Below are 23,135 nucleotides of genomic sequence, written 5' to 3'. Positions count from 1 at the left end.
AGGCCAAGTAGCATAGGCTCAACTGCCGCAGGCGAGAGGACCACAGGTGCTGTTGACCATTACTTTGGAGTCGAACGCCGAAACCGAGATCGATGCGACGGCACTGTCCCACTTGCTACGCAAGCATCCGGCGAAGGTCCAGTCCTTCAACCTGCCCGTCGGGCAGGCCCACGTCTTTTACCCCGAGGTCTCAGCCCAGCTCACCACCGCGGCATTGCTGCTCGAAGTTGACCCCATCGGGCTGGTCCGCAACCGACGTTTCCGCGGCGATTCCGGCGTGCTGGACTACTACGTCAACGACCGGCCCTATGCCGCATCCAGCCTGATGTCTGTGGCGCTGGGAAAAGTACTTCGAAGTGCCATGACTGGCATGAGTGAAATGTACCCGGAATTGGCGCAGGCACCTTTGCCATTGAGGCTTGAATTGGCCGTGGTCTCGGCTCGCGGAAATCAGCAGGTGGATTTGATTCAGCGGCTTTTTGAGCCACTGGGATGGTTGGTCGAAACTAGAACCCTCCCCTTGGATCCCAACTACGAGAATTGGGGCGCATCCAGGTATCACCACCTGAAGCTGGAGGGGCAGATCCGTCTTGATCACGCGCTGCGCCAACTCTATGTGCTGCTTCCGGTACTGGATGACTCGAAGCATTATTGGGTCAATGATGATGAAACCGAAAAGCTTGCCCGTCAGGGCGAAGGGTGGCTCGCTCAGCATCCGGAACGTGAATTGATCCTGCAGCGCTACCTCGCCCATCAAAAGGCTCTGGTCGGTCTGGCGCAGGAACAACTGACCGTCGCTTCTACGGAACTCGGTGGGGAATCGGCAGATGACCTTCGGGAGTCACCGGCCACTGGTCAAACGCCGTTGCGAGTACACCGCGCCAACACCGTTCTCAGCGTCCTCAAGGAATGCGGCGCACAAAGCGTGGTGGATGTGGGATGCGGTGCTGGAGCCTTGCTGCGTCGTCTGCAGCGGGACCGGTTCTTCACCCGCATTGTCGGAACTGATGTCTCGGTCCGCTCCCTGCAACAGGCAGCACGCAACCTTCAACTTAAGGATCGCTCTGACAGTGAACGAAGCCGTATCGACCTGCTGCACAGTTCGGTTCTCTACACCGATGAACGTTTGCGGAATCACGACGCACTCGTGCTGATGGAGGTCATTGAGCACATCGACCTGTCGCGGCTTCCGGCATTGGAGAACTCTGTCTTTGCCGAGGCATCTGCGGCGGTCGTGATCGTCACCACCCCAAATTCGGAATTCAATGAACTGTACCCACGGCTGGCGGCTGGCACGATGCGGCATGAGGATCACCGTTTTGAATGGACCCGCAAGCAGTTCGCGACGTGGTGCTCCGAGATCACTTCACGCTCCGGCTACGCAGTGGAGATCCGGGGGATAGGCGATAACTCACCAAGAGCCGGAACACCCACCCAAATGGCAATCTTTCGAAAGGAGCAGGCATGAGTCGGTTATTGATCCCGGAGGTCGGCCTGGTTCTATTGATCGGTGCTTCAGGCTCTGGGAAGTCGCGCTTCGCTGCCGAACACTTTGGCAAGTTCGAGGTACTCTCCAGTGACTACTTTCGGGGACTGGTAGGTAATGACGAGACCGACCAATCGGTGACGGCCGCGGCCTTCGAAGCGCTGAACTTCGTGGCCGGCAAACGGCTGGAAGCGGGTTTGCTCACGGTGGTTGATGCGACCAGCGTGCAGCACTCGGCGCGCCAACAGCTGATTGAGGTCGCTCGCGCCCATGACGTGCTCGTCTCAGCCATTGTGTTGGATATGCCTTTGCGGCTGTGTCTCGAACGCAATGAGGCGCGGGTCGAGTATCGGGTTCCGCCCGCGGCCATCGAGCGCCAACATCAACAGCTGCGCAAGTCCTTGAAGGGTCTGCGCAAGGAAGGCTACGCGCGCCTTCATATTCTAAGTACTCCTGAGGAGGCTGCGCAGGCGACGGTCGTGCGGCACAAGCTGCTCAACGACTTCCGGGATCAGCATGGCCCCTTTGACGTCATTGGGGATGTGCACGGCTGTCTGGAAGAACTGGTTCTGCTGCTGCAGCGGCTGGGGTATCGGATCAGCCGCGACAAGCTGAACCGTCCGGTGGATGCGCTGCCGCCAGAGGGTCGCAGGGCGATCTTCGTCGGCGACTTGGTGGACCGCGGGCCGGATTCGGCCGGCGTGCTGCGGCTGGTGATGGGGATGTCCGCCTCCGGGCATGCCCTGGCGGTCCCGGGAAACCACGAAGACAAGCTGGTGCGGGCTCTGCGCGGGCGAAAGGTCAGCCTGGCTCATGGGCTGGAAGGAACCCTGCAGCAACTGGAAGCCGAGGGGCCCGACTTCAAGCGAGACGTGCTCGACTTTTGCTCCGGACTGGTTTCCCACATGGTGCTTGATGCCGGAAACTTGGTCATCGCCCACGCCGGCCTGATCCAGCAGTACCAGGGCAGGGCCTCTGGTAGGGTCCGTGCGTTCGCCCTGTACGGCCAGGTGACCGGGGAGAAAGATGAGTATGGCCTGCCGGTGCGTTATCCGTGGGCCAGGGACTACCGCGGGCCGGCCACGGTGCTTTACGGGCACACGCCGGTGACCGAGGTGGCGTGGATCAACAATACCGCCTGCCTGGATACTGGCTGCGTCTTTGGAGGACAGCTCAGTGCCATGCGCTACCCGGAACGAGAAGTCGTCGCCGTGGATGCCCTCAGAAAACACAGCGAACCGATACGTCCGCTGGAGTCCCCACATGGGCCACAACGTGAACCTGGCGTTTTGTCCATGGAGGATGTCACCGGCCCGCTGCACTTGAAAGCCAAGGGGCTGGGCACCATCCGGATTAGCCAAGAGCAGGCTGCCGGGGCGCTGGAGACCATGAGCCGATTTGCCATTGACCCGCGCTGGTTGCGCTACCTGCCACCGACCATGGCTCCGGCGGAATCCTCCAAGAGTCCCGGATACCTGGAGCACCCGACCGAAGCGTTCACCTATTTCCGTAAGCAGGGAATCACCACGGTGGTGTGCGAAGAGAAGCACATGGGATCCCGGGCGGTGCTGTTGCTCAGCCGCAATCCCAAGCGCTTTAACGCACCGGCTGAGTGGCTGGGGGCCCTGCACACCCGAACCGGGCGATCGTTTCTGGAGGGCGCCGCCGAGCGCGAGCTACTGCAACGGGCGCACCAGATCTGTGACGAGTCGGGGTTATGGGTGGAACTGGACACGGACTGGGTGATGCTGGACGGTGAACTGCTTCCTTGGTCTCTCAAGGCAGCGTCCCTGATCAAGGACACCTACGCGTCGGTTGCCGCCGCCGGGATCGCCGCGATGGCCGCAGGTGTTTCGGTGCTGGAGAAGGCAGCCGCCACGGGCTTGGATGTCACGGATCTGCTGTCACGCACCCGGGAGCGTGGCGAGCACGTGGTGCAATTCCGCGAAGCCTACCGCCGATACATCGGTTCACCCGATGAGCTGCGTTTCGCTGCGTTCCAGGTACTGGCCTCTGAGGGGCAGACTCATGAGGAACGGGACCACGGTTGGCATCTGGACATCGCCGGGCGTTTGGCCCGGACCGGTCCGGACGTGTTTGCCGCAACCCGGTGGCAGCAGGTGAACCTCGAGGATCCGCGTTCCGAACGGGAAGCGGTGCAGTGGTGGCAGGAACTCACCCAGAGCGGCGGTGAGGGCATGGTGGTCAAACCGTGGAGCAACCTGACTCGCGGAGCCAAAGGCTGGGTGCAGCCCGGCATCAAGGTGCGCGGCCGTGAGTACCTGCGGCTGATCTACGGTCCTGACTACCTGGAGCCGGAAAACCTGGAGCGCCTGCGACAACGGGCCACGGACCGCAAGCGATCCCGGGCCTTGCAGGAGTACATTCTTGGACTTCAGGCCCTGCGCTTGACCGCCCAGGACGAACCGCTGTGGAAGGTGCACCAAATGGTGTTCGGGGTGCTGGCCCTGGAATCCGAGCCGCTGGATCCACGGCTGTAGCATTCGGTTCGGCGGTGGCTCGTGCGCCGGTGATGGTCATGGGAGCCGAGGTGAGAGCTTGCTCCCACGCAAAGCTGAAATACAGGACGCTATGCGAGAATAGTTCAAGCTATTTTGGGGTTGGCGAGACCCCAAGATTCCAAGTTTTCTTCCCAGAAAAGGACGTTCCTCAGTGGTCATGATTCCGTTGCCGTTGCATTCACTGTCAACCAGTGAGTTCTCTTCGGTGGATCCGGCCGACCCCACCTTGGTGCACCGTGGGGACGGCGGTTCCGAGGTTCGGCGCAGCATTCTGCCTGGCGGAGTGCGGGTCCTGACCGAGGCCATGCCCGGGCAGCGTTCAACCACGGTTGGATTCTGGGTGCCGGTCGGTTCCCGGGATGAAACCGAAGGGCATCACGGTTCCACCCACTTCCTGGAACACCTGCTGTTCAAGGGCACCAAGAAGCGTTCGGCCCTGGAAATTGCCCACGCCTTTGACGAGGTCGGTGGGGAAGCCAACGCGGCCACAGCGAAGGAATCGACCTGCTACTACGCCCGGGTGCTCGACTCGGATCTGCCCATGGCCATGGAGGTCATTGCCGACATGGTCACCTCCGCAGTCATCGACCCGCAGGAGCTGGAGCAGGAACGCGGGGTCATCATCGAAGAAATCGCCATGGACGCCGATGACGCCATGGATGTAGCCCATGAAAAGTTTGTCGCCGCCGTCCTCGGGGACCACCCGTTGGCCCGTCCCATTGGCGGAACGCCGGAGGAAATCCGCAGCACCACCCGTGAAGCGGTCATGGAGCACTATCACGCCCATTACCGACCCAGCGAGCTGATCATCACCGCGGCAGGATCCCTGCAGCACGAAGAGGTGTGCCGCCTGGTGCTTGAGGCCCTGCAGGATGCCGGCTGGCACCTGGACCCGATGGCCGAGCCAGAACCGCGCCGCGACGCCACCCCGGCAGACATCACCGGCCACGCCGGCGTTGAAGTCATCACGCGCCCGGGGGAGCAGGCAAACATCATCATCGGTTGCCCCAGCATCACCGGCCACGACGAGCGCCGCCATACCCTGGCCGTGCTGAACTCCGTGCTCGGCGGGGGCATGAGTTCGCGTCTGTTCCAGGAGATTCGTGAAAAGCGCGGCCTGGTGTACTCGACCTATTCCTTCTCCGCCGCCTACTCGGATGCCGGTTATTTCGGCATGTACGCCGGCTGCACTCCGGCCAAGGCCGGGGAAGTGATCGGGCTACTGGAAGCCGAGCTGGAGAAACTGGCAGCGCAGGGCATCTCCGAGGAAGAACTGCGCAAGGCCAAGGGGCAGCTTTCGGGCGGCACCGTGCTGGCGCTGGAGGACCCGGGCAGCCGGATGTCACGCCTGGGACGGGCCGAAATGATCACCGGTGAATTCCAGGACCTGGACGAAGCCCTGGCCCGGGTGGCCGCAGTGACCTGCGAGAGCGTTCAAGAACTGGCGCGGGAACTGGCGGCCAAGCCACGTACCATCACCGTGGTTGGGCCATTTGACTCCGAGGCCGAGCTGGGGCTGTAACCCCTCCCGGCCGTCCGAAACCCGGCAACCGGCGAAGAGGGGCAGCCACTACTCTTCGCCGGGCACCGACGAGCTGACCCCGCCATACTTCTCAATGGTGGACCACAGATCCTCGGGGAAGGTTTTCTTGACGTCTTCCTGGTACTGCTTGCCTTCACGGGGTACCGTCACGGTTTCACCCTGAACCTTGAACGGGTAATTCGCTGACTGCTCGATTTGCCCGGAATCAACGTTTGACGCGTTGGTGCATTCGGCCCAGCCAAAGGTCGTGTCCCCGTCCTGGCGGAATACCTCGATGCTGCACGTCGGGTCGTCCACCCACGTACTGGCCTCAATCTGCGCTACCAGATCCTGTTTCTCATCATCGCTGATGGCCTGTGGTTCGACTGCGTCGCTGCAGCCGGAAATCATGGTTGCCAGGGTCAACATCAAAGCCCCAACGGCCAACCCTGCTTTCGTGCGTGCCACGGTATTCCATTCCTAGATCCAATCCTGCGAAAAGCATTTCACCACTGACAGGGCAAAGGCAAGACGAAGTGGACAGCACCGTGCGTACGAACAGAATCCGGGCAGGCCGCAACGCGCACCCTTGATGTCATGCCAGGTGCAGATCACTTAACCCAGCGACGAGTCAGCGCTGGGCAGGGGATAGGCTTAAACGCATGAGTGCACAAATCAAGGTGGCCGTGCTCGGTGCCGGCGGACGCATGGGTTCTGAAGCCGTCACCGCCGTCAAAGCGGCCGAGGATATGGAACTGGTCGCGGCCCTGGGACGCAATGATGAACTGAGCGCCGTACTGGATGCCGGGGCAACACACATTGTGGATCTGTCGGTGCCCGCCGCCACCGAGCAAAACGTGCGTTTCGCCGTCGAGAACGGCCTGCATGCAGTGGTTGGCACCACCGGTTGGGATGACCACAAGCGCGAAAGCCTCTGCGAACTGCTGCAGTCCAAACCCGACGTGGGTGTGCTCATCGCCCCGAACTTTGCCCTTGGATCCGTGCTCACCAGCGCCTTTGCGGCCACGGCCGCGAAGTACTTTGAGTCGGTGGAAATCATCGAACTGCACCACCCGAACAAGGTGGATGCCCCCAGCGGAACCGCAGTGCGAACCGCGGAGCTGATCGCCACCGCCCGGCAGGACGCCGGGGTCGCGCCAAGCCCGGATGCCACCGAAACCCAGCTGGATGGTGCCCGGGGCGCCGTTGTTGATGGGGTCCACGTCCACTCGGTGCGTCTGCGCGGCCTGGTGGCCCATCAGGAAGTCCTGCTCGGTGGACCGGGGGAGCAGCTGACCCTGCGTCATGACTCCTTTGACCGCGCCTCCTTCATGCCCGGCGTGCTGCTGGGGCTGCGGACCGTGGCCAGCCGGCCGGGACTGACCTACGGGTTGGACGGATACCTGGAGTTGGGCGCATGAAAACCAAGATTTGGGTAGGCGGAATTCTGCTCCTGTTTGTCCTCTATCTGCTGATGGCCTTCAACCAGGCGGTTCGGTTCTTGTCCACGGACGAACCGGTGGCCAAGGTCCTGGGTGTGGCGATCCTGGTGATTCCCGCCTTGGGCGTGTGGATCCTGATCCGCGAAATCCTCTTCGGGCTGCGCACCCAGAAGATGGGCCAGCAGCTGGCTGAAACCGGCGGGCTGCCCGAGGAACTGCCGCGCATGCCCTCGGGGCGCTTCGTGCGCGAAGCCGCCGACGCCGACTTCGAGAACCACAAGCGCGATGTCGAAGAGCATCCGGAATCCTGGCAGTCCTGGTACCGCCTGGCGTTGGCCTATGATGCCAGCGGGGACCGCAAGCGGGCCCGCACCTCAATGCGCACGGCGATCAACTTCTGGCTCGGCAAGCAGAAAACCAACAGCTAACCGGCAACAAAGACTCGTGCCCCCGCTTCCCAGCGGGGGCACGAGTCTTTGCCATACCGGCGGTAATCCGCCGCGCTACCTTGAATCAACGCCGCTCAGGTACCTCACCCCAGCCTCCAGTGGCGTCGAGCGCCCCGTACGGGCCAGGGTGAGCGCCGTCAGCAGGACCACGGCACAAAGAATCCACCAGCAGGTTGTCGGCCGGAAGAACAGCTGCAGGATGGGCAGGAGAATCAGGTGCCCGGCATAGAGGGTCAGCGGCGCCCGGCCCGCGGCGGCGATCAGCTGACCCACGTATCCGAGCTGGTCGGTGAGCAGAAGGAAGATTCCCAGTACCGCCACGGCGCAGGCCGCCGCGTGCACCGAGGCCACCGGTGAAGTGCTGTGCGGCGTGGGAAGCCACAGATACCTCGGATCGCCGAGGAACGCGTCAAGGTTCCCGCCAGCGGAGCGTCCGGTGAGCAGCGCGGTGCTCGCATCTCTCCTGCTCATGCCGGACGTGGAGGCCAACTCCCCAAGGAAGCGCTGGGCAGCGAACCAACCGGCGGCAAACGTTGCCGCCGCGATGGCCGTTCCGCCAGCGAAGAACCACCACGCGGTGCGCGGCTGGCCCAGCCCGAACCGGGAGAGCCACAGACCCAGCAGGCCAAACCCGCACCACACCAGCAGCGGGTAGTAGCCGGTGACCACCAGGTCTTGGAGCAGCAGCACGGGGTGGGCCAGATCCACGAACGTGGGATTGTGCCCGAGCGCCTTCGGCTCCAGCAATGCCGCCAACGGCCGCCAGGCCACCGGGGTCAGTGCCAGCCACAGCACCGCGGCCGGCCCCAGGATCCGGGCGGGCAGGAACACCGCGGCGGCAAGCACCGCAAACAGCAGCCCGTAATGCACCAGGATGTTCGCGATCCGCTCATTGACCGGTCCAAGCAGCATGCCCAGCGCCGCGATCACCAAGGCCCGGCGCAGGATCACGGTGGTGACCTGGCCGCGGGTCAGGCCGCGGCGCTGCAGGCTGCGGCAAAACAAGCCCAATGACACCCCGGCCAACACCATGAACAGGGCCGAGGCCCGCCCGGCCGCCAGCCACCCGGTCACCGTCGGCACAGAGCCGCCCACCAGCGGATCCTGGTGGTACAACGGAAAAACATGGGCGGCAAACATGCCCAGGATGGCCGCGGTGCGGGCCGCATCAAGACCCGACAGCCGGCCGGTTGTGCTCAGTCGCATAGCCCTTATGGCATCACAGATTAACAAGAAGATGCTATCGGCACGGTGCGACGTGTAGATTTGAATCATGGCTTCTAGTGCATCCGATTTCTCCACGTACCCGTTTGGCACCGTACTGACTGCGATGGTCACCCCCTTCACCACCGATGGTGAAGTTGACTATGACGCCGCAGCCAAGCTGGCCAACAAGCTCGTGGACGACGGATGCGACGGCCTGGTTGTCACCGGCACCACCGGCGAAACCTCCACGCTGACCGATGAGGAAAACATCGGCATGTTCCGCGCCGTCGTGGAAGCCGTGGGGGACCGGGCCAAGGTCCTGGCCGGTTCCACCACCAATGACACCCGGCACTCGATCAACCTCAGCCGCGAAGCCGCCAAGACCGGGGTGGACGGCATCCTGGTCACCGCACCGTACTACAACAAGCCGAGCCAGGCCGGCATCGTCGCACACACCGAGGCCATCGCCAACGCGGTGGACCTGCCGATCATGATGTACGACATTCCGGGCCGCGCCGGGATCGCCATCGCCGCCGAAACCCTGATCCGCCTGGCCGACATCCCGCAGGTCATCGCACTGAAGGACGCCAAGGCCGACTACCAGTCCACGACTACCGTGCTGGCCAACACCGACCTGCACGTGTACTCCGGGGATGACGGGCTGACCCTGCCGCTGATGGCAGCCGGGGCCGTGGGCGTCGTCTCGGTCTCGGCCCACGTGGCCGCGGCCCAGTACCGCAAGCTGGTGGACGCCATGCTGGCCGGGGACCTGGCCACCGCGCGCGCCACCCACTTCGAGCTGGACCCGATCCAGCGCGCCGTCATGGGCCACATCCAGGGGGCCGTGGCGGCAAAGCACATTCTTCACTGGCAGGGTGTCCTGCCGACCAACACCGTCCGGCTGCCGCTGTTCGCGCCGTCGGACGCCGAACTCGATGCCATTCGTTCCGACCTTCGTGAGGGCGGCTGGGATCTGTAAAAGAAAGGGCGTTTTCGTTCATGACCGAATCCTCTGTCGGCAAGGCTGATACTGCACGGCTGCAGACACCTGCCAAACTCAAGAAGGGCACCCTGCGTGTGGTCCCGCTCGGCGGTCTGGGCGAGGTCGGCCGTAACATGGCGGTCTTCGAGATCGACTCGAAGCTGCTGATCGTTGACTGCGGCGTGCTCTTCCCCGAGGAGCACCAGCCCGGCGTGGACCTGATCCTGCCGGACTTCTCCTACATCAAGGACCGCCTGGACGACGTGGTGGGCATGGTGCTCACCCACGGCCACGAGGACCACATCGGTGCGGTGCCCTACCTGCTGCGTCTGCGCGAGGACATCCCGATCTACGGCTCCAAGCTGACCCTGGCGTTTGTGGAGGCCAAGCTGGCCGAGCACCGCCTGAAGGCCAACTCCACCGTCGTGGTGGAGGGCGAGGTCACCCAGATCGGCCCGTTCGAATGCGAATACGTGGCCGTGAACCACTCCATCCCGGATGCGCTGGCGGTGTTCATCCGCACCAAGGCCGGAACCGTGCTGCACACCGGTGACTTCAAGATGGATCAGCTGCCGCTGGACGGGCGCATCACCGACCTGCGCCACTTCGCCCGTCTGGGCGAGGAGGGCGTGGACCTGTTCCTGCCGGACTCCACCAACGCCGAGGTGCCCGGCTTCACCGTGCACGAGAAGGACATTGGCCCGGTGCTCGAGGCACAGTTCGCCAAGGCCCGCCGCCGGATCATCGTCGCCTCCTTCTCCTCGCATGTGCACCGCGTGCAGCAGGTGCTGGATGCCGCGGCGATTCACGGCCGCAAGGTCGCCTTCATTGGACGTTCGATGGTGCGCAACATGGGCATCGCCGAGCGCCTGGGCTACCTGCATGTGCCGCAGAACGTGCTGGTTGACCTCAAGCAGGTAGAGCAGCTGCCGGACCACAAGATCGTGCTGATGTCCACCGGTTCGCAGGGCGAACCGATGGCCGCCCTGTCGCGCATGGCCAACGGCACCCACAAGGTCGAGGTCGGCGCCGGGGATACCGTGATCCTGGCCTCCAGCCTCATCCCGGGCAACGAGAACGCGGTGTTCCGCGTCATCAACGGCCTGATGCGCCTGGGCGCCGAGGTGATCCACAAGGGCATGGCCAAGGTGCACGTCTCCGGGCACGCCTCGGCCGGCGAGCTGCTGTACTGCTACAACATCCTGCGCCCGAAGAACGTCATGCCGGTGCACGGTGAAACCCGCCACCTGATCGCCAACGGCCGGCTGGCCGCGCAGTCCGGGGTGCCGGAGGAGAACGTGATCCTGGCCGAGGACGGTTCGGTCATCGACCTGAAGGACGGGGTCGCCCAGCTGGTCGGCCAGGTCGACTGCGGCTACGTGTACGTGGACGGCTCCAAGGTCGGCACCATCACCGAGGATGACCTGAAGGACCGCGTGGTGCTCGGCGAGGAGGGGTTCATCTCGGTCATCACCGTGATCAACCGCCAGAACGGCACCGTGATCACCGGACCGGACATCCACGCCCGCGGCGTGGCCGAGGACGACAAGGTCTTTGACGAGATCAAGCCGAAGATCGAAGCGGCAATCGTGGAGGCGGTGGCGAACAACCCGTCGCACACCACCCATCAGCTGCAGCAGATCACCCGCCGCGTCATTGGTTCCTGGGTGTCGCGCAAGCTGCGCCGACGCCCGATGATCGTGCCGGTCGTGCTCGAAGCGTAAACGCTGCCCATAACGTGAGCCCCCGCCGTTTTTCTGAGTTGATTCGGAAAAATTGTGGGGGCTGATGTTGTTAAGTGACAGCGGCATGCCGGTCCAACAACCGGCCCAGCGGGCTGCGAGCCGGCAGGTGGCGGTATATCCAGTAGTCCGCGGTCCACACCCAGACATTGCCGATCATGTCGAACAGCCCGAATCCGTGTGGCGGGAACAGCCCTACCGGGGTGGTGCCAACCCAGCGTGAATCATTCCTAGCAGTGTCTGTAGCAGCACCTTGGAAAATGGTTCGGGCTGATTTCTTCGGACGACAACCCGGCGGCGAACAGGTCTCCGTGTGGAAAGCGATCCTGAAGTTCATAGGATGTGTCCATGAAACATCTTGCTGCCGAACCTGTCGGGCGGCTCTTTCGCTACCAGTTGGTGGTGGGTGTGCTGATCGGCGCGCTGCTGGGCGCCATTCTCGGCGCGTATTTGATGCTGCCCGCAATATAGAGCAGGGGATGGCCGCCTCCGTAGCCTCGGTGGTGGTGGGCCTGGCGTATGGGGGAGTGTTCGGGGTCCTGCTTGCCGCGGCGCCGATCCTCGGTGCAGCCCTGCTGCTGAGCTTCGTCGAAAAACGCCGCCCCGGAAGCAGCGGGTGGCGCCAGGCCCGTCTTTCGGCCATGGGCGCGGGACTGGGGGCGGTCCTGCCGGGACTGTATTGGGGCGCAGGAGCCCTGACGGTGAACGACGGGGCCTGGCCGTTGCTGGTTGCCGCGATGTTTGTTGTCTTGAGCATGCTCGTGGCGGGGGTGGCCACCTGCGGAATCCTGAAATACCTGCCGCGACGTGACGCGGTACAGACCCATGGCCCGTGAAAGCTGTCATGGCCCTGGCCGTGAAAGAGCAGGTCTTGCAGGTGCGCGGTGGGGGCGCTGTGATGAGCATCCAGCACAGGGTTACAGGCCTGTTCCGTGTAAATTCGGGTAGCGCACAAATTGGGGCGATACCCTAGTTATATGGCTCCACGTACCCAATCAAAGGGCGCGAAGACCTCCTCCACGCGCAAACCGCGGGGATCGAGTGCCGCGTCCAAGAAGAAGACCCCCGAGAATCCAGAGAATGAGCTGGCGCTGCCGCTGCGCGCCATCCTCGGTTTCTGGATGGGCATTGCCCGGGTGGTTGGCGGCGCGTTCCGCAAGATCGGGCGCAACGTCCGCCCTGACTATGAGGTGCGCCGTGACGGTACGGGACTGTTCCTGACCCTGATCGCGATCCTGGTCGCCATCGTCGAATGGTGGGGACTGCGCGATGTCGGCTGGTTTGGCCGCGGCGTGCACGCGGTCGCCGGAGGTTCGCTGGGCTTCATGGCCGTCATGCTGCCCCCGATCCTGCTGATCGGCGCCGCCCGGCTCTTCCGTTACCCGCAGAACGATGCGGCGAACAACCGCATCGGCATCGGCCTGCTGGTGATGACCCTATCCGGGGCCGCGGTGGCGAACCTGGCCGCCGGCGCCCCGGCGGTGTCCTCCGACTTTGAGACCCTGTGGACCAGCGGCGGGATGAGCGGAGCCATCCTCGGGCCTCCGCTGGCGTCCCTGATCACGGTCCCCGGAGCCATGGCCGTGTTCATCTTCCTGCTGTTCATGTCGCTGCTGATTGTCACCGCCACTCCCATCACCCAGATCCCCACGCGGATCCGTGGAGGCTACAACCGGCTGCTCGGCCAGGACCCGAACGCCCCGCGCACCGCGGTGGCCCCGAAGGTCAGCGACCTGGACCCGCACGCTGAGGAGCACGACCAGTCGTACCTGTATGGGGAACCCGAGCCCGCCCCGGCCCCCAAGAAGAAGAAGTCCTCGTTCTTCAAGCCCAAGGCCAAGAAGGCCACCGAAGTCTACGACGTGGACGGGGAAGTGGAGCACGAGCGCGTCGGGGACGTGGCCTACGACAAGGCGGTCATCGACGATGCCGCCACCGTCTCCCTGGACAAGATCCCCGAACTGCACGGCGAAGCCGGCCTGGACGCCGAACCGGCGACCGAGGCGATCAGCCACCCGGCCCCGGATACCCCGCCGCCGGGAGTTAAGCGCCCCACCAAGGCCGAGGCCGAGATGGCGGCCATCATGAACCAGGTGGGCCTGGGCAAGGACGAACCGGAGGCGGCCACCGATGCGATGAGCACCGTGGCGCTGGACCGCACCAAGCCGACCCCGCCGCTGAGTCCCATCCCGCAGCGCACCGAACAGCTGCAGCTCTCCGGCGACGTGACCTACACGCTGCCCTCCAACGACTACCTGCCTGCCGGCCCGCCGGCCAAGGAACACTCCGAGGCCAACGATGCGGTGGTCGCGGCGCTGACCAACACGCTCACCCAGTTCAAGGTGGACGCCCAGGTCACCGGGTTCTCCCGCGGCCCGACGGTCACCCGCTACGAGATCGAACTCTCCCCGGGCACCAAGGTGGAGAAGGTCACCGCCCTGTCCAAGAATATCTCCTACGCGGTCGCCTCCTCCGATGTGCGCATCCTTTCCCCAATCCCGGGCAAGAGCGCGATCGGCATCGAGATTCCGAACACCGACAAGGAAATCGTGGCGCTGGGCGACGTGCTGCGCAGCCACAACGCCAAGAAGTCCGCCCACCCGATGGTGATGGGCGTGGGCAAGGACGTCGAGGGCGGCTTCGTGGTCGCCAACCTGGCCAAGATGCCGCACCTGCTGGTCGCCGGTGCCACCGGTGCGGGTAAGTCCTCGTTCGTGAACTCCATGATCACTTCGATCCTGATGCGCGCCACCCCGGATGAGGTGCGCATGGTGATGGTTGACCCCAAGCGCGTGGAACTCACCGCCTATGAGGGCGTGCCGCACCTGATCACCCCGATCATCACCAACCCGAAGAAGGCCGCCGAGGCGCTGGCCTGGGTGGTGCGGGAAATGGACACCCGCTACGACGATCTGGCGAACTTCGGGTTCAAGCACATCGATGACTTCAACAAGGCGGTGCGCGCGGGCAAGGTGCAGGTCCCGGCCGGATCCGAGCGCGTGCTCAAGCCCTACCCGTACCTGCTGGTGATCGTCGACGAGCTCGCCGACCTGATGATGGTGGCCCCACGCGACGTCGAAGACGCGATCGTGCGCATCACCCAGCTGGCCCGTGCCGCCGGCATCCACCTGGTGCTGGCCACCCAGCGCCCCTCGGTGGACGTGGTCACCGGCCTGATCAAGGCGAACGTGCCCTCCCGCATGGCCTTTGCCACCTCTTCGGTCACCGACTCGCGCGTGGTGCTGGACCAGCCCGGCGCGGAGAAGCTGCTGGGCCAGGGTGACGCACTGTTCCTGCCCATGGGCTCCTCCAAGCCGATGCGCGTGCAGGGCGCCTGGGTCACCGAGTCGGAGATCCAGCGCGTGGTCAAGCACGTCAAGGAGCAGCTGCAGCCCGAATACCGCGACGACGTGGTGCCCACGGCCGAGAAGAAGAAGATCGACGAGGACATTGGAGACGACCTGGAGCTGCTGCTGCAGGCCACCGAATTGGTGGTCACCAGCCAGTTCGGCTCCACCTCGATGCTGCAGCGCAAGCTGCGCGTGGGCTTCGCCAAGGCCGGACGCCTGATGGACCTGATGGAATCGCGCGGCGTGGTCGGCCCCTCGGAGGGCTCCAAGGCCCGCGACGTGCTGGTCAAGCCGGACGACCTGCCGGCGGTGCTCGCCGCCATGCGCGGAGACGAGGCGGCCAGCCACCAGGCCACCGCCGCCGAGCAGGCGCTGGTGGACGAGGCCAACGTGAACCACGCTGGCCCGGTTGACGAGGTGGCCGCGGACCTGGACAGCCGGGAGGCCGCGGTGGACTACTACGACGGTGACGACCAATCGGGCGAGGACGCCTGGAACCTGACAGGACGGTAATTGATGACCAACCCCTCCAGCGGTGAAGCCCCGGTTCCCACGCTGAACATCGCCAACGTGCTCACCACGGTGCGCATCATCATGGTGCCCTTCTTCGTCTGGGCGCTGCTGGCCGACAACTCCACCCAGGGGGTGTGGCGCTGGGTGGCGGTGGCGATCTTCGCCGTGGCCATGTACACCGACAAGCTGGACGGGGACCTGGCCCGCAGCCGCGGGCTGATCACCAACTTCGGCAAGATCGCCGACCCGATCGCGGACAAGCTGCTCACCGGCTCCGCGCTGGTGGTCTTCTCCATCATCGGCGAACTGCCCTGGTGGGTGACGATCGTGATCCTGGTGCGTGAGTGGGGGATCACCCTGCTGCGCTTCGCCGTCATCCGTTACGGGGTGATCGCGGCGGACATGGGCGGGAAGGTCAAGACCGTGCTGCAGACCGTGGCCATCATCCTCTACCTGCTGCCGTTCACCCACACCATTGACTGGTTGGGCACCACCGCCTGGATCATCATGCTGCTCACCGTCGCGGTGACCGTGCTGACCGGACTGGACTACGTCGTGAAGGCGGCGAAGCTGCGCTCAAACGCGCGCCGGACCCAGTAGGCGGCCAAGGGATACGGCCAGGCCCACCGCCGCCGGCCGACCAAGGATTAGAACATGTAGGACACGTGGAGGGAAGGCAGGAGCATGCATACGGAACTAGCAACTCGGGTCGTTGAGCTGGCCAGGGCCACGGGGCGGCAGATCGCCACGGCCGAATCGCTGACCGCCGGCATGATCAGCGCCACCCTCGCCTCGGTGCCCGGCTCCTCGGCCGTGCTGCAGGGCGGGGTGGTCTCCTATTCCTCCAAGGTCAAGGCCTCACTGTTGGATGTGCCGGCCGAGCTGCTCTCCACCCACGGCTCGGTGGACCCGGAGGTCGCGCGGCTGATGGCCGTCGGCGCCCGGCAGGCGTGCGGCGCCGATGTGGCGGTGTCGGCCACGGGCGTTGCCGGGCCGGCCGCGCACGACGGCAAGGCCGTGGGCACCGTCTACATCGGCTGGGCCACCGCCACGCAGGCCGGGTCGGTGCTCCACCACTTCGTCGGCAGCCGGCAACGGATCCGGGAGCAGAGCACCACGGCCGCGCTGCAACAGCTAGTTGCCATGCTCGGCCAAGAAAATTCACAGGCTGGCTCGAAATAATTAGAAGCGGCAACACATATCGCAACAGTTCCCGTTAATTGGCTGGTGATGTGGCGTTCGTCGCAAAGTATTGATTAGGGTAAGGGTACCGGGAACAAAAGACCCGGTGGCACCGTTGAAACAGACAACGGCCGAGGGTATCTCGGCCGGGTCTCAGACCCGAATTTAGGACCCAGGAGCAAAGGCAACACACATGGTTAAGCAACCCGTCACAGTCAATGGAGTTGTCCGTTGGCGCGACATGGGCCAACCAGCTGAGGTCCAGCACGAGAAGGAGGAGCACAAAATGGTAGTACTCCGTCACGAAATCGGTGATGTCCTACGCGACGTCCGTCAGCGTCAGGGCCGCACTCTACGCGAGGTCTCCCATAGTGCCCGTGTGTCCCTCGGCTACCTTTCGGAAGTCGAACGCGGTCAGAAGGAGGCTTCCAGCGAACTGCTGTCCTCGATCTGCATCGCCCTGGAGGTGCCACTGTCACTGATGCTGCGTGAGGTTTCCGAACGCATCGCACTGGCTGAAGGCATCACCATCCCGGACACCATCCCCTCCGAGCTGTCCAGCGAATTCGCCACCGATCTTCCGGAGCGTTTCAACAAGCCGCTGGCTTCGGCATCCAACTAATCAACATCCCGGCATTTCAAACTTCTAAAACACCGGCAGGACCTTCGCCTTGGGCGGGGGTCCTGCCGGTATTTCGTGAAAGAATATCTACGTGCGATTAAGCGATTTTTGGCGAAACATGGAGCATGAGTTCGGTCCCCGGTACTCCCGGGTGCTGGCCGGCTCGTTGGCGCTCACCGAGCTGGGCAGTCTGAACGCCTCCCAGGCGCTGGAGCGCGGAATCGACCCGAAAACAGTGTGGGAAGCGGTCTGCCGCATACAGGAAGTGCCGACGGACCGTTGGCTGGGCCCGGACATCGAAATCAAGGAATAAACTTCCCGGCGTGTTCGAAGGCAGAAGCTTTGATTTCGAACACGTGTTCGGATACCGTTGTTTTCGTACACACGCGCAAGCGCAGAAAAACACAAAACTTCTCCACACTTGGCGTCATCGAGTCCAAAGTGTCGGAGCGCAGTCCTACTGTGGAGAGCAGTAAGACAAATATCGATAGGCATACCCAGGTAGCCACGACGACTTAAAGGTGAACCATGGCAGCAAAAAATGATCGGGAAAAGGCGCTCGAATCAGTCCTCGGCCAGATTGACAAGCAATTCGGCAAGGGCTCGGTCATGCGTTTGGGCGATGACACTCGCGCGCCCATCGAAGCCATTCCCACCGGTTCGGTCGCCTTGGACGTGGCCCTGGGCATTGGCGGACTGCCGCGCGGACGCGTGGTGGAGGTCTACGGCCCGGAATCCTCGGGTAAGACCACTGTGGCCCTGCACGCCGTAGCCAGCGCGCAGCGGGCCGGCGGCATCGCGGCGTTCATCGACGCCGAGCACGCCCTGGATCCCGAATACGCCAAGAAGCTGGGCGTGGACACCGACGCCCTGCTGGTCTCCCAGCCGGACACCGGTGAGCAGGCCCTGGAAATCATGGACATGCTGGTCGGCTCCGGCGCCCTGGACATCATCGTCATCGACTCGGTGGCCGCCCTGGTGCCGCGGGCTGAAATCGAAGGCGAAATGGGCGACAGCCACGTGGGTCTGCAGGCACGCCTGATGTCCCAAGCGCTGCGCAAGATCACCGGTCGCCTTTCCGCCTCGAAGACGACCGCCATCTTCATCAACCAGCTGCGTGAAAAGATCGGTGTGTTCTTCGGCAGCCCGGAAACCACCACCGGTGGTAAGGCGCTGAAGTTCTACGCCTCGGTGCGCATGGACATCCGCCGCATTGAGACGCTGAAGGAAGGCGCCAACCCGGTCGGCAACCGTACCCGCGTGAAGATCGTGAAGAACAAGATGGCCCCGCCGTTCAAGCAGGCCGAGTTCGACATCCTCTACGGTGTGGGTATTTCCCGTGAAGGCAGCCTCATCGACATGGGCGTGGAGCACGGGCTGGTCAAGAAGTCCGGTGCCTGGTTCACCTATGACGGCGACCAGCTGGGGCAGGGCAAGGAGAACGCCCGCCGCTTCCTGCGCGACAACCCGGACCTGGCCAACGAGCTGGAACTGCAGATCAAGCAGAAGCTGGGCATTGTGGAAATGCCAGAGGCCGAGGGCGAGGACACCGAAGGCCTGCGCGTCGTCGAAGGCGAGTAAGTAGCAGTGCCCCCACGCAAGAAACGCGGCGCCGTACCCGGAAACTCTTCCGGGTACGGCGCCGAGCGCGTATCCGATGAGTTCTTCGGTGACCCGCAGGAGATGCCCGACTGGGCCAGACCCGACCCCGACGAGCAGGACGTAGACGACGATTCTGTTGCGGCGGATGCCTCCGCAGGCACACCTTCCACCGCGACGTCCGGTCCACTCGCGTCCGCGCAAGTGGCTGGTGCGGAGGACGGGTCGCCAGCCACGGTGGAGGAGCTGCGTGCCTCCATGGAGCGGATCATGCAATCACCCGCTCCGCCGCGGAAGGCCGAAAAAAAGAAGCGCTCCGCCAAGCGCCTGTCCACGGCACAGCGGGAAACCGAAGAACCCGAAGAACTCAGCGATGACCAATGGCGGGAGAAGGCGCGCGCCATCCTGCTGCGCCAGCTGACCGCCAGCGACAAGTCCGCGAAGCAGCTGAAGGACAAGCTGCTGGACAAGGAGTGTCCCGAGGCCATCGCCGATGAGGTCATCGAACGCTTCATCGAGGTTGACCTGGTGGATGACCAAAAGTTCGCCGACGCCTGGGTCCGCGCCCGCACCCGAACCCGGGGGCTGGCTCGCCAGGCGCTGAAGCATGAACTGCGGTCCAAGGGAGTCGATGACGAAATCACCCAGATGGCCCTGGAACAAGTGGATGACGCGGACGAGGAAGAGCGGGCCCGCGAATTGGCCCGGACCAAACTCCGTCCGGCATCCATGGGGGTAGACCGCGCAAAGGCACTGCGCCGACTGGTTGGGATGCTAGGGCGCAAGGGCTACAACGGATCCATGGCCTTCCGCGTCGCGCGTGAGGAATGGGACGCCCGCTTCGGCGAACACTAGGGCCAACGCGCGGATACGCAGCCGCGGCCCCCGACGGCTACCGACGTCTTAGCCGGCGCTCAGAACAGCCAAGGCTAAGATGTCCAGACCGGTAAGATTCGGTAACCTTGAATGGTGACTGAGCAAGCAACCCTGACCCCGATTGACGACGAAAACCTGCCCCGCACCTATGAGGTGCGCACTTTCGGTTGTCAGATGAACGTGCACGATTCCGAGCGGCTCTCCGGCCTGCTCGAAGATGCCGGGTTGAGCCGCAAACCCGACGAGCAGGTCGATGACGTGGCCGACGTGATCGTCTTCAACACCTGTGCCGTGCGCGAAAACGCGGACAACAAGCTCTACGGCAACCTGGGACGCCTGGCCCCGCTGAAACGCGAACGCCCGAATATGCAGATCGCCGTCGGCGGCTGCCTGGCCCAGAAGGACCGGGACACCATCCTGAAGAAGGCGCCTTGGGTGGACGTGGTTTTCGGAACCCACAACATCGGCTCACTGCCGACCCTGCTGGCTCGCTCACGCCATAACAAGAAGGCCGAGCTGGAGATCCTGGAGACCCTGGACGTCTTCCCCTCCACATTGCCCACCCGCCGCGAATCCGTGTATGCCGGATGGGTGTCAATCTCCGTGGGATGCAACAACACCTGCACCTTCTGCATTGTTCCCTCCCTGCGCGGCAAGGAGCGCGACCGCCGTCCCGGGGAGATCCTGGCAGAAATCAAGGCCCTGGTCGCCGACGGCGCCATCGAGGTGACCCTGCTGGGCCAGAACGTGAACTCCTACGGTGTCGAGTTCGGGGACCGGCTGGCCTTCGGCAAGCTGCTGCGCGCCTGCGGTGAGATCGAGGGCCTGGAACGCGTGCGCTTCACCAGCCCGCACCCGGCCGCGTTCACCGATGACGTCATCGAGGCCATGGCCGAAACCCCGAACGTCATGCCCCAGCTGCACATGCCGCTGCAGTCGGGTTCGGACAAGGTGCTGAAGGACATGCGCCGCTCGTACCGCTCCAAGAAATTCCTGGGCATCCTGGACAAGGTGCGCGAGCGGATCCCGCACGCGGCGATCACCACCGACATCATCGTCGGTTTCCCCGGTGAAACCGAAGAGGATTTCCAGGCCACCCTGGACGTGGTCGAAGCCTCCCGGTTCTCCTCCGCGTTCACCTTCCAGTACTCGCCGCGCCCGGGCACCCCTGCGGCCACCATGGAGGAGCAGCTGCCCAAGGCCGTGGTCCAGGAACGCTTCGAACGTTTGACCGCGTTGCAGGACCGCATCGCCAAGGAAGAGAACGCCAAGCAACTGGGCCGCACCGTGGAGGTACTGGTCACCGAACAGTCTGGGCGCAAGTCCGAGGAAACTCACCGTCTGGCCGGGCGTTCCCAGGACCAGCGTCTGGTGCACTTCTCGGTGCCCGAAGGTGCCCAGAGCCCGCGCCCGGGCGACTTGGTGACCCTGCCGATCACCGAGGCCGCCGCATTCCACCTGATCTCCGACCCCAGCCTGGAACAGTACTCGCTGCGCCGTTCGCGGGCCGGGGACGCATGGGACCGCGCTCAGGCCGAAAGCTGCGGGGTGCCGGCCTCCGGCGGCAACAGCACCCCGGGCAAGACCAGCCTGGGCATGCCCACCCTGATGGTGCGCAAGTAGCCGGGACGTGGATGCAGCATACCTGCCGGTGATCGCGGTCGTCGGGCCCACCGGCACCGGAAAATCGGATCTGGCGATCGCCCTGGCCCAACAGCTGGGCGGGGAGATCGTCAACTCCGACGCCCTGCAGTTCTACCGTGGGATGGACATCGGCACCGCCAAGCTGCCACTGGGGGGGCGCGGCGGCATCGAACACCACCTGATGGACATCATGGACATCACCGAGGAGGCATCGGTGGCCCGTTTCCAGGAACAGGCGCGCATCTGCTTTGAGCAGATCCGTTCCCGCGGCCGGGTGCCGGTCATGGTCGGCGGCTCCGGGCTCTATGTGCGTGCGGCACTGGATGTCATCGACTTCCCGCCCACTGATCCGCAGGTGCGCCGGCGTCTGGAAGAGCAGGTGGATCACGAAGGTGAAGCGCCGCTGCGCGCGCACCTGGCCGCGGTGGACCCGGTTTCGGCGGCTCGGAACCTGGACCTGCGCCGCGCCATCCGCGCCGTGGAGGTCCATGAGATCTCCGGGCGTGCGTTCAGCTCCTATATGCCCCAACGCCAGTACTTCCAGCCGGCCATCCAAATCGGGTTGAACCTGGACCGGCCGGCACTGCATGAACGTCTGGCCGCCCGGGTGCATCACATGGATGCACAGGGCCTGGAAGATGAGGTGCGTGGCCTGCTTGATCGGGGGCTGCGTAAGGGGAAAACCGCGTCCCGGGCCATCGGCTACCAGCAGTACATTGACCTGATCGATGGGAAGCTCACCCGCGAGCAGGCCATCGACGCCACCATTGTGGCCACGCGCAAGTTCGCCCGTCGCCAGATTACCTGGTTTTCGGCAGATGACCGGGTTACTTGGCTGGACCCCACCGAGGATGGAACCATAGAGCGGGCGCTGGAACTTGTCTCCAGCGACGCCGCCGCGCACTAGCGAAACCACCGCCAGCAAAGGACACCCCCATGGCTCATGCACTTGATCAGCTCACCGGCCTGTCCTATGCCAAGGGCCACGCCACCGGCAACGACTTCGTGCTTATTTCCGATCCCCAGGACCAGCTGGTGCTGCAGGCCGAGCACGTGGCCGCGCTGGCCGACCGGCACTTCGGGCTCGGCGGTGACGGGGTCATACGTGCCGTGCCCACCGCAGCGGTGGAGGAGTACGCCTACCAGGTGGAGGCGCAGCCCGACGCATACTGGTTCATGGACTACCGCAACGCCGACGGGTCCATCGCGGAAATGTGCGGCAACGGGGTGCGCCTGTTCGTGCATTTCCTGATCCAGGAGCAGCTGGTGGACCTGCCGGTGGGCAGCACCCTACAGATTGGCAGCCGTGCCGGGGTGAAGCAGGTGACCCGGCTGGAGGACGGGTATGCGGTCAACCTGGGTCCCTGGGGGCTGATCCATTCCGAACAGGCCAACGACAACGCGCTGGACAGCCTGGTGCGAGCCCACGGCTGGGAGCAGGGGCGCCCGGCCTTGTCCATCACCATGGGCAATCCGCACGCCGTGGTGGCCCTGGCCGAGATGCAGGAGCTCTCGGCCCTGGATCTGAGCGTCGCGCCCGCGGTGGATCCGGTGCCCGAACACGGGACGAACGTGGAATTCGTGGTGCCGGCCGAGCCGTTGGTCTCCGAAGGGATTGGGGCCGTGACCATGCGGGTTCACGAGCGCGGGGTCGGGGAGACGCTCTCGTGCGGCACCGGAGCCTGTGCCGCAGCGGCGGCGGTCCGCTATTGGGCCGGTTCGACCACGGTAATCGATGACTGGGTGGTGAACATCCCCGGCGGACAAGTGGGGGTGGCTTTCCGCAAGAACGAGGATGGCACCGACGATGTCATCCTCAGCGGCCCAGCGGTCCTGGTCGGGCGCGGAGTATTGACCCGCGACTGATATGTTGCTGACTTTGTCAAGATAGGCAGAACAAGGCGACCCCGCATCCGAATGGGCGCGTGGTCGCCTTGCCGTTCCCCGGGAGCCCCGACCTTCAGGCCGGTTCATGACTCGTGCTGTTATTCAGCGACG

Annotated in this window: 22 protein-coding genes; 19 read left to right on the top strand and 3 right to left on the bottom strand. The window is 64.2% G+C overall.

What is annotated here, in order from left to right; all coding sequences use genetic code 11:
- The first annotated feature begins 46 nt into the window (after positions 1-46).
- The 3 genes from FDN03_RS00970 (at position 47) to FDN03_RS00960 (ending at position 5,530) form a co-directional block, all read left to right on the top strand.
- Positions 47-1,468 (top strand): 3' terminal RNA ribose 2'-O-methyltransferase Hen1, encoded by a 1,422-nt coding sequence (locus tag FDN03_RS00970; protein ID WP_138173232.1) that lies wholly within the window; start codon positions 47-49, stop codon positions 1,466-1,468.
- Entirely contained in the window at positions 1,465-3,987 is a 2,523-nt protein-coding gene (locus FDN03_RS00965; RefSeq protein ID WP_138173230.1) for a polynucleotide kinase-phosphatase, read from the top strand. The genes FDN03_RS00970 and FDN03_RS00965 overlap by 4 nt, the downstream gene beginning before the upstream one ends.
- Before the next feature lie 178 nt (positions 3,988-4,165).
- The gene (locus FDN03_RS00960; RefSeq protein WP_138173228.1) at positions 4,166-5,530 is read left to right on the top strand and encodes a pitrilysin family protein; all 1,365 of its coding nucleotides are present in this window, start codon (positions 4,166-4,168) and stop codon (positions 5,528-5,530) included.
- Positions 5,531-5,578: 48 nt separating this feature from the next.
- On the opposite strand, the gene FDN03_RS00955 is transcribed toward FDN03_RS00960, so the two are convergent.
- On the bottom strand, positions 5,579-5,959 hold the full coding sequence (locus FDN03_RS00955) for a hypothetical protein (RefSeq protein ID WP_054820585.1): 381 nt from the start codon (positions 5,957-5,959) through the stop codon (positions 5,579-5,581).
- A gap of 233 nt (positions 5,960-6,192) precedes the next feature.
- Between FDN03_RS00955 and dapB the strand changes: the two genes are divergently transcribed.
- A complete protein-coding gene (gene dapB / locus FDN03_RS00950; RefSeq protein ID WP_138173226.1) occupies positions 6,193-6,951 on the top strand; it encodes a 4-hydroxy-tetrahydrodipicolinate reductase in 759 nt (252 codons plus the stop codon).
- Positions 6,948-7,400 carry a hypothetical protein gene (locus FDN03_RS00945; RefSeq protein ID WP_138173224.1) on the top strand — a complete coding sequence of 151 codons (453 nt, stop codon included), beginning with the start codon at positions 6,948-6,950 and terminating at the stop codon, positions 7,398-7,400. Before dapB ends, FDN03_RS00945 begins: the two co-directional genes overlap by 4 nt.
- Positions 7,401-7,475: 75 nt before the next feature.
- Here the strand turns inward: FDN03_RS00945 and FDN03_RS00940 are convergent, their stop codons facing one another.
- Positions 7,476-8,627, bottom strand: a complete 1,152-nt coding sequence (locus FDN03_RS00940) for a heparan-alpha-glucosaminide N-acetyltransferase domain-containing protein (RefSeq protein WP_171021080.1) — start codon at positions 8,625-8,627, stop codon at positions 7,476-7,478.
- Between the two features lie 67 nt (positions 8,628-8,694).
- Here FDN03_RS00940 and dapA point away from each other — a divergent pair, with 67 nt between their 5' ends.
- Positions 8,695-9,606, top strand: a complete 912-nt coding sequence (gene dapA, locus FDN03_RS00935) for a 4-hydroxy-tetrahydrodipicolinate synthase (RefSeq protein ID WP_054820581.1) — start codon at positions 8,695-8,697, stop codon at positions 9,604-9,606.
- Positions 9,607-9,626: 20 nt separating this feature from the next.
- Positions 9,627-11,333 (top strand): ribonuclease J, encoded by a 1,707-nt coding sequence (locus FDN03_RS00930; protein ID WP_054820580.1) that lies wholly within the window; start codon positions 9,627-9,629, stop codon positions 11,331-11,333.
- A gap of 70 nt (positions 11,334-11,403) precedes the next feature.
- Here the strand turns inward: FDN03_RS00930 and FDN03_RS16690 are convergent, their stop codons facing one another.
- Positions 11,404-11,688, bottom strand: coding sequence for an SUMF1/EgtB/PvdO family nonheme iron enzyme (locus FDN03_RS16690; RefSeq protein WP_249354154.1), 285 nt, complete (start codon positions 11,686-11,688; stop codon positions 11,404-11,406).
- A gap of 11 nt (positions 11,689-11,699) precedes the next feature.
- Between FDN03_RS16690 and FDN03_RS16895 the strand changes: the two genes are divergently transcribed.
- The 12 genes from FDN03_RS16895 (at position 11,700) to dapF (ending at position 23,003) form a co-directional block, all read left to right on the top strand.
- Positions 11,700-11,822, top strand: a complete 123-nt coding sequence (locus FDN03_RS16895; RefSeq protein WP_283205470.1) for a hypothetical protein — start codon at positions 11,700-11,702, stop codon at positions 11,820-11,822.
- Between the two features lie 8 nt (positions 11,823-11,830).
- Positions 11,831-12,187, top strand: coding sequence for a hypothetical protein (locus FDN03_RS16685; protein ID WP_249354151.1), 357 nt, complete (start codon positions 11,831-11,833; stop codon positions 12,185-12,187).
- Positions 12,188-12,328: 141 nt separating this feature from the next.
- Entirely contained in the window at positions 12,329-15,214 is a 2,886-nt protein-coding gene (locus FDN03_RS00920) for a DNA translocase FtsK (protein ID WP_138173220.1), read from the top strand.
- Positions 15,215-15,217: 3 nt separating this feature from the next.
- The gene (gene pgsA / locus FDN03_RS00915; protein ID WP_138173218.1) at positions 15,218-15,814 is read left to right on the top strand and encodes a CDP-diacylglycerol--glycerol-3-phosphate 3-phosphatidyltransferase; all 597 of its coding nucleotides are present in this window, start codon (positions 15,218-15,220) and stop codon (positions 15,812-15,814) included.
- A gap of 84 nt (positions 15,815-15,898) precedes the next feature.
- Entirely contained in the window at positions 15,899-16,396 is a 498-nt protein-coding gene (locus FDN03_RS00910; RefSeq protein ID WP_138173216.1) for a CinA family protein, read from the top strand.
- 193 nt (positions 16,397-16,589) lie between these two features.
- Positions 16,590-17,018, top strand: coding sequence for a helix-turn-helix transcriptional regulator (locus tag FDN03_RS00905; protein ID WP_054821044.1), 429 nt, complete (start codon positions 16,590-16,592; stop codon positions 17,016-17,018).
- Positions 17,019-17,109: 91 nt separating this feature from the next.
- Complete coding sequence (locus FDN03_RS00900) at positions 17,110-17,331, top strand: DUF3046 domain-containing protein (protein ID WP_138173214.1); 222 nt, start codon at positions 17,110-17,112, stop codon at positions 17,329-17,331.
- 215 nt (positions 17,332-17,546) lie between these two features.
- Positions 17,547-18,599, top strand: coding sequence for a recombinase RecA (gene recA, locus FDN03_RS00895; protein ID WP_138173212.1), 1,053 nt, complete (start codon positions 17,547-17,549; stop codon positions 18,597-18,599).
- Between the two features lie 6 nt (positions 18,600-18,605).
- Entirely contained in the window at positions 18,606-19,472 is an 867-nt protein-coding gene (locus FDN03_RS00890) for a regulatory protein RecX (protein ID WP_246049776.1), read from the top strand.
- Positions 19,473-19,586: 114 nt separating this feature from the next.
- Entirely contained in the window at positions 19,587-21,116 is a 1,530-nt protein-coding gene (miaB, locus tag FDN03_RS00885) for a tRNA (N6-isopentenyl adenosine(37)-C2)-methylthiotransferase MiaB (RefSeq protein ID WP_281283957.1), read from the top strand.
- 7 nt (positions 21,117-21,123) lie between these two features.
- Positions 21,124-22,044, top strand: a complete 921-nt coding sequence (gene miaA / locus FDN03_RS00880; protein ID WP_138173208.1) for a tRNA (adenosine(37)-N6)-dimethylallyltransferase MiaA — start codon at positions 21,124-21,126, stop codon at positions 22,042-22,044.
- A gap of 29 nt (positions 22,045-22,073) precedes the next feature.
- The gene (gene dapF, locus FDN03_RS00875) at positions 22,074-23,003 is read left to right on the top strand and encodes a diaminopimelate epimerase (protein ID WP_138173206.1); all 930 of its coding nucleotides are present in this window, start codon (positions 22,074-22,076) and stop codon (positions 23,001-23,003) included.
- The last annotated feature ends 132 nt before the right edge of the window (positions 23,004-23,135 follow it).

The organism is Glutamicibacter sp. V16R2B1, from assembly GCF_005774635.1.
GTDB classification, from domain to species: domain Bacteria; phylum Actinomycetota; class Actinomycetes; order Actinomycetales; family Micrococcaceae; genus Glutamicibacter; species Glutamicibacter creatinolyticus.
Note: the sequence above shows the minus strand (reverse complement) of the source record. Positions and strands in the feature narration are given on the sequence as shown.

Coding starts and splice junctions, on each gene's coding strand:
- FDN03_RS00965 (WP_138173230.1), top strand. CDS start 1,465: ATGAGTCGGTTATTGATCCCGGAGGTCGGCCTGGTTCTATTGATCGGT.
- FDN03_RS00960 (WP_138173228.1), top strand. CDS start 4,166: ATGATTCCGTTGCCGTTGCATTCACTGTCAACCAGTGAGTTCTCTTCG.
- FDN03_RS00955 (WP_054820585.1), bottom strand. CDS start 5,959: ATGTTGACCCTGGCAACCATGATTTCCGGCTGCAGCGACGCAGTCGAA.
- dapB (WP_138173226.1), top strand. CDS start 6,193: ATGAGTGCACAAATCAAGGTGGCCGTGCTCGGTGCCGGCGGACGCATG.
- FDN03_RS00945 (WP_138173224.1), top strand. CDS start 6,948: ATGAAAACCAAGATTTGGGTAGGCGGAATTCTGCTCCTGTTTGTCCTC.
- FDN03_RS00940 (WP_171021080.1), bottom strand. CDS start 8,627: ATGCGACTGAGCACAACCGGCCGGCTGTCGGGTCTTGATGCGGCCCGC.
- dapA (WP_054820581.1), top strand. CDS start 8,695: ATGGCTTCTAGTGCATCCGATTTCTCCACGTACCCGTTTGGCACCGTA.
- FDN03_RS00930 (WP_054820580.1), top strand. CDS start 9,627: ATGACCGAATCCTCTGTCGGCAAGGCTGATACTGCACGGCTGCAGACA.
- FDN03_RS16690 (WP_249354154.1), bottom strand. CDS start 11,688: ATGAACTTCAGGATCGCTTTCCACACGGAGACCTGTTCGCCGCCGGGT.
- FDN03_RS16895 (WP_283205470.1), top strand. CDS start 11,700: ATGAAACATCTTGCTGCCGAACCTGTCGGGCGGCTCTTTCGCTACCAG.
- FDN03_RS16685 (WP_249354151.1), top strand. CDS start 11,831: ATGGCCGCCTCCGTAGCCTCGGTGGTGGTGGGCCTGGCGTATGGGGGA.
- FDN03_RS00920 (WP_138173220.1), top strand. CDS start 12,329: ATGGCTCCACGTACCCAATCAAAGGGCGCGAAGACCTCCTCCACGCGC.
- pgsA (WP_138173218.1), top strand. CDS start 15,218: ATGACCAACCCCTCCAGCGGTGAAGCCCCGGTTCCCACGCTGAACATC.
- FDN03_RS00910 (WP_138173216.1), top strand. CDS start 15,899: ATGCATACGGAACTAGCAACTCGGGTCGTTGAGCTGGCCAGGGCCACG.
- FDN03_RS00905 (WP_054821044.1), top strand. CDS start 16,590: ATGGTTAAGCAACCCGTCACAGTCAATGGAGTTGTCCGTTGGCGCGAC.
- recA (WP_138173212.1), top strand. CDS start 17,547: ATGGCAGCAAAAAATGATCGGGAAAAGGCGCTCGAATCAGTCCTCGGC.
- dapF (WP_138173206.1), top strand. CDS start 22,074: ATGGCTCATGCACTTGATCAGCTCACCGGCCTGTCCTATGCCAAGGGC.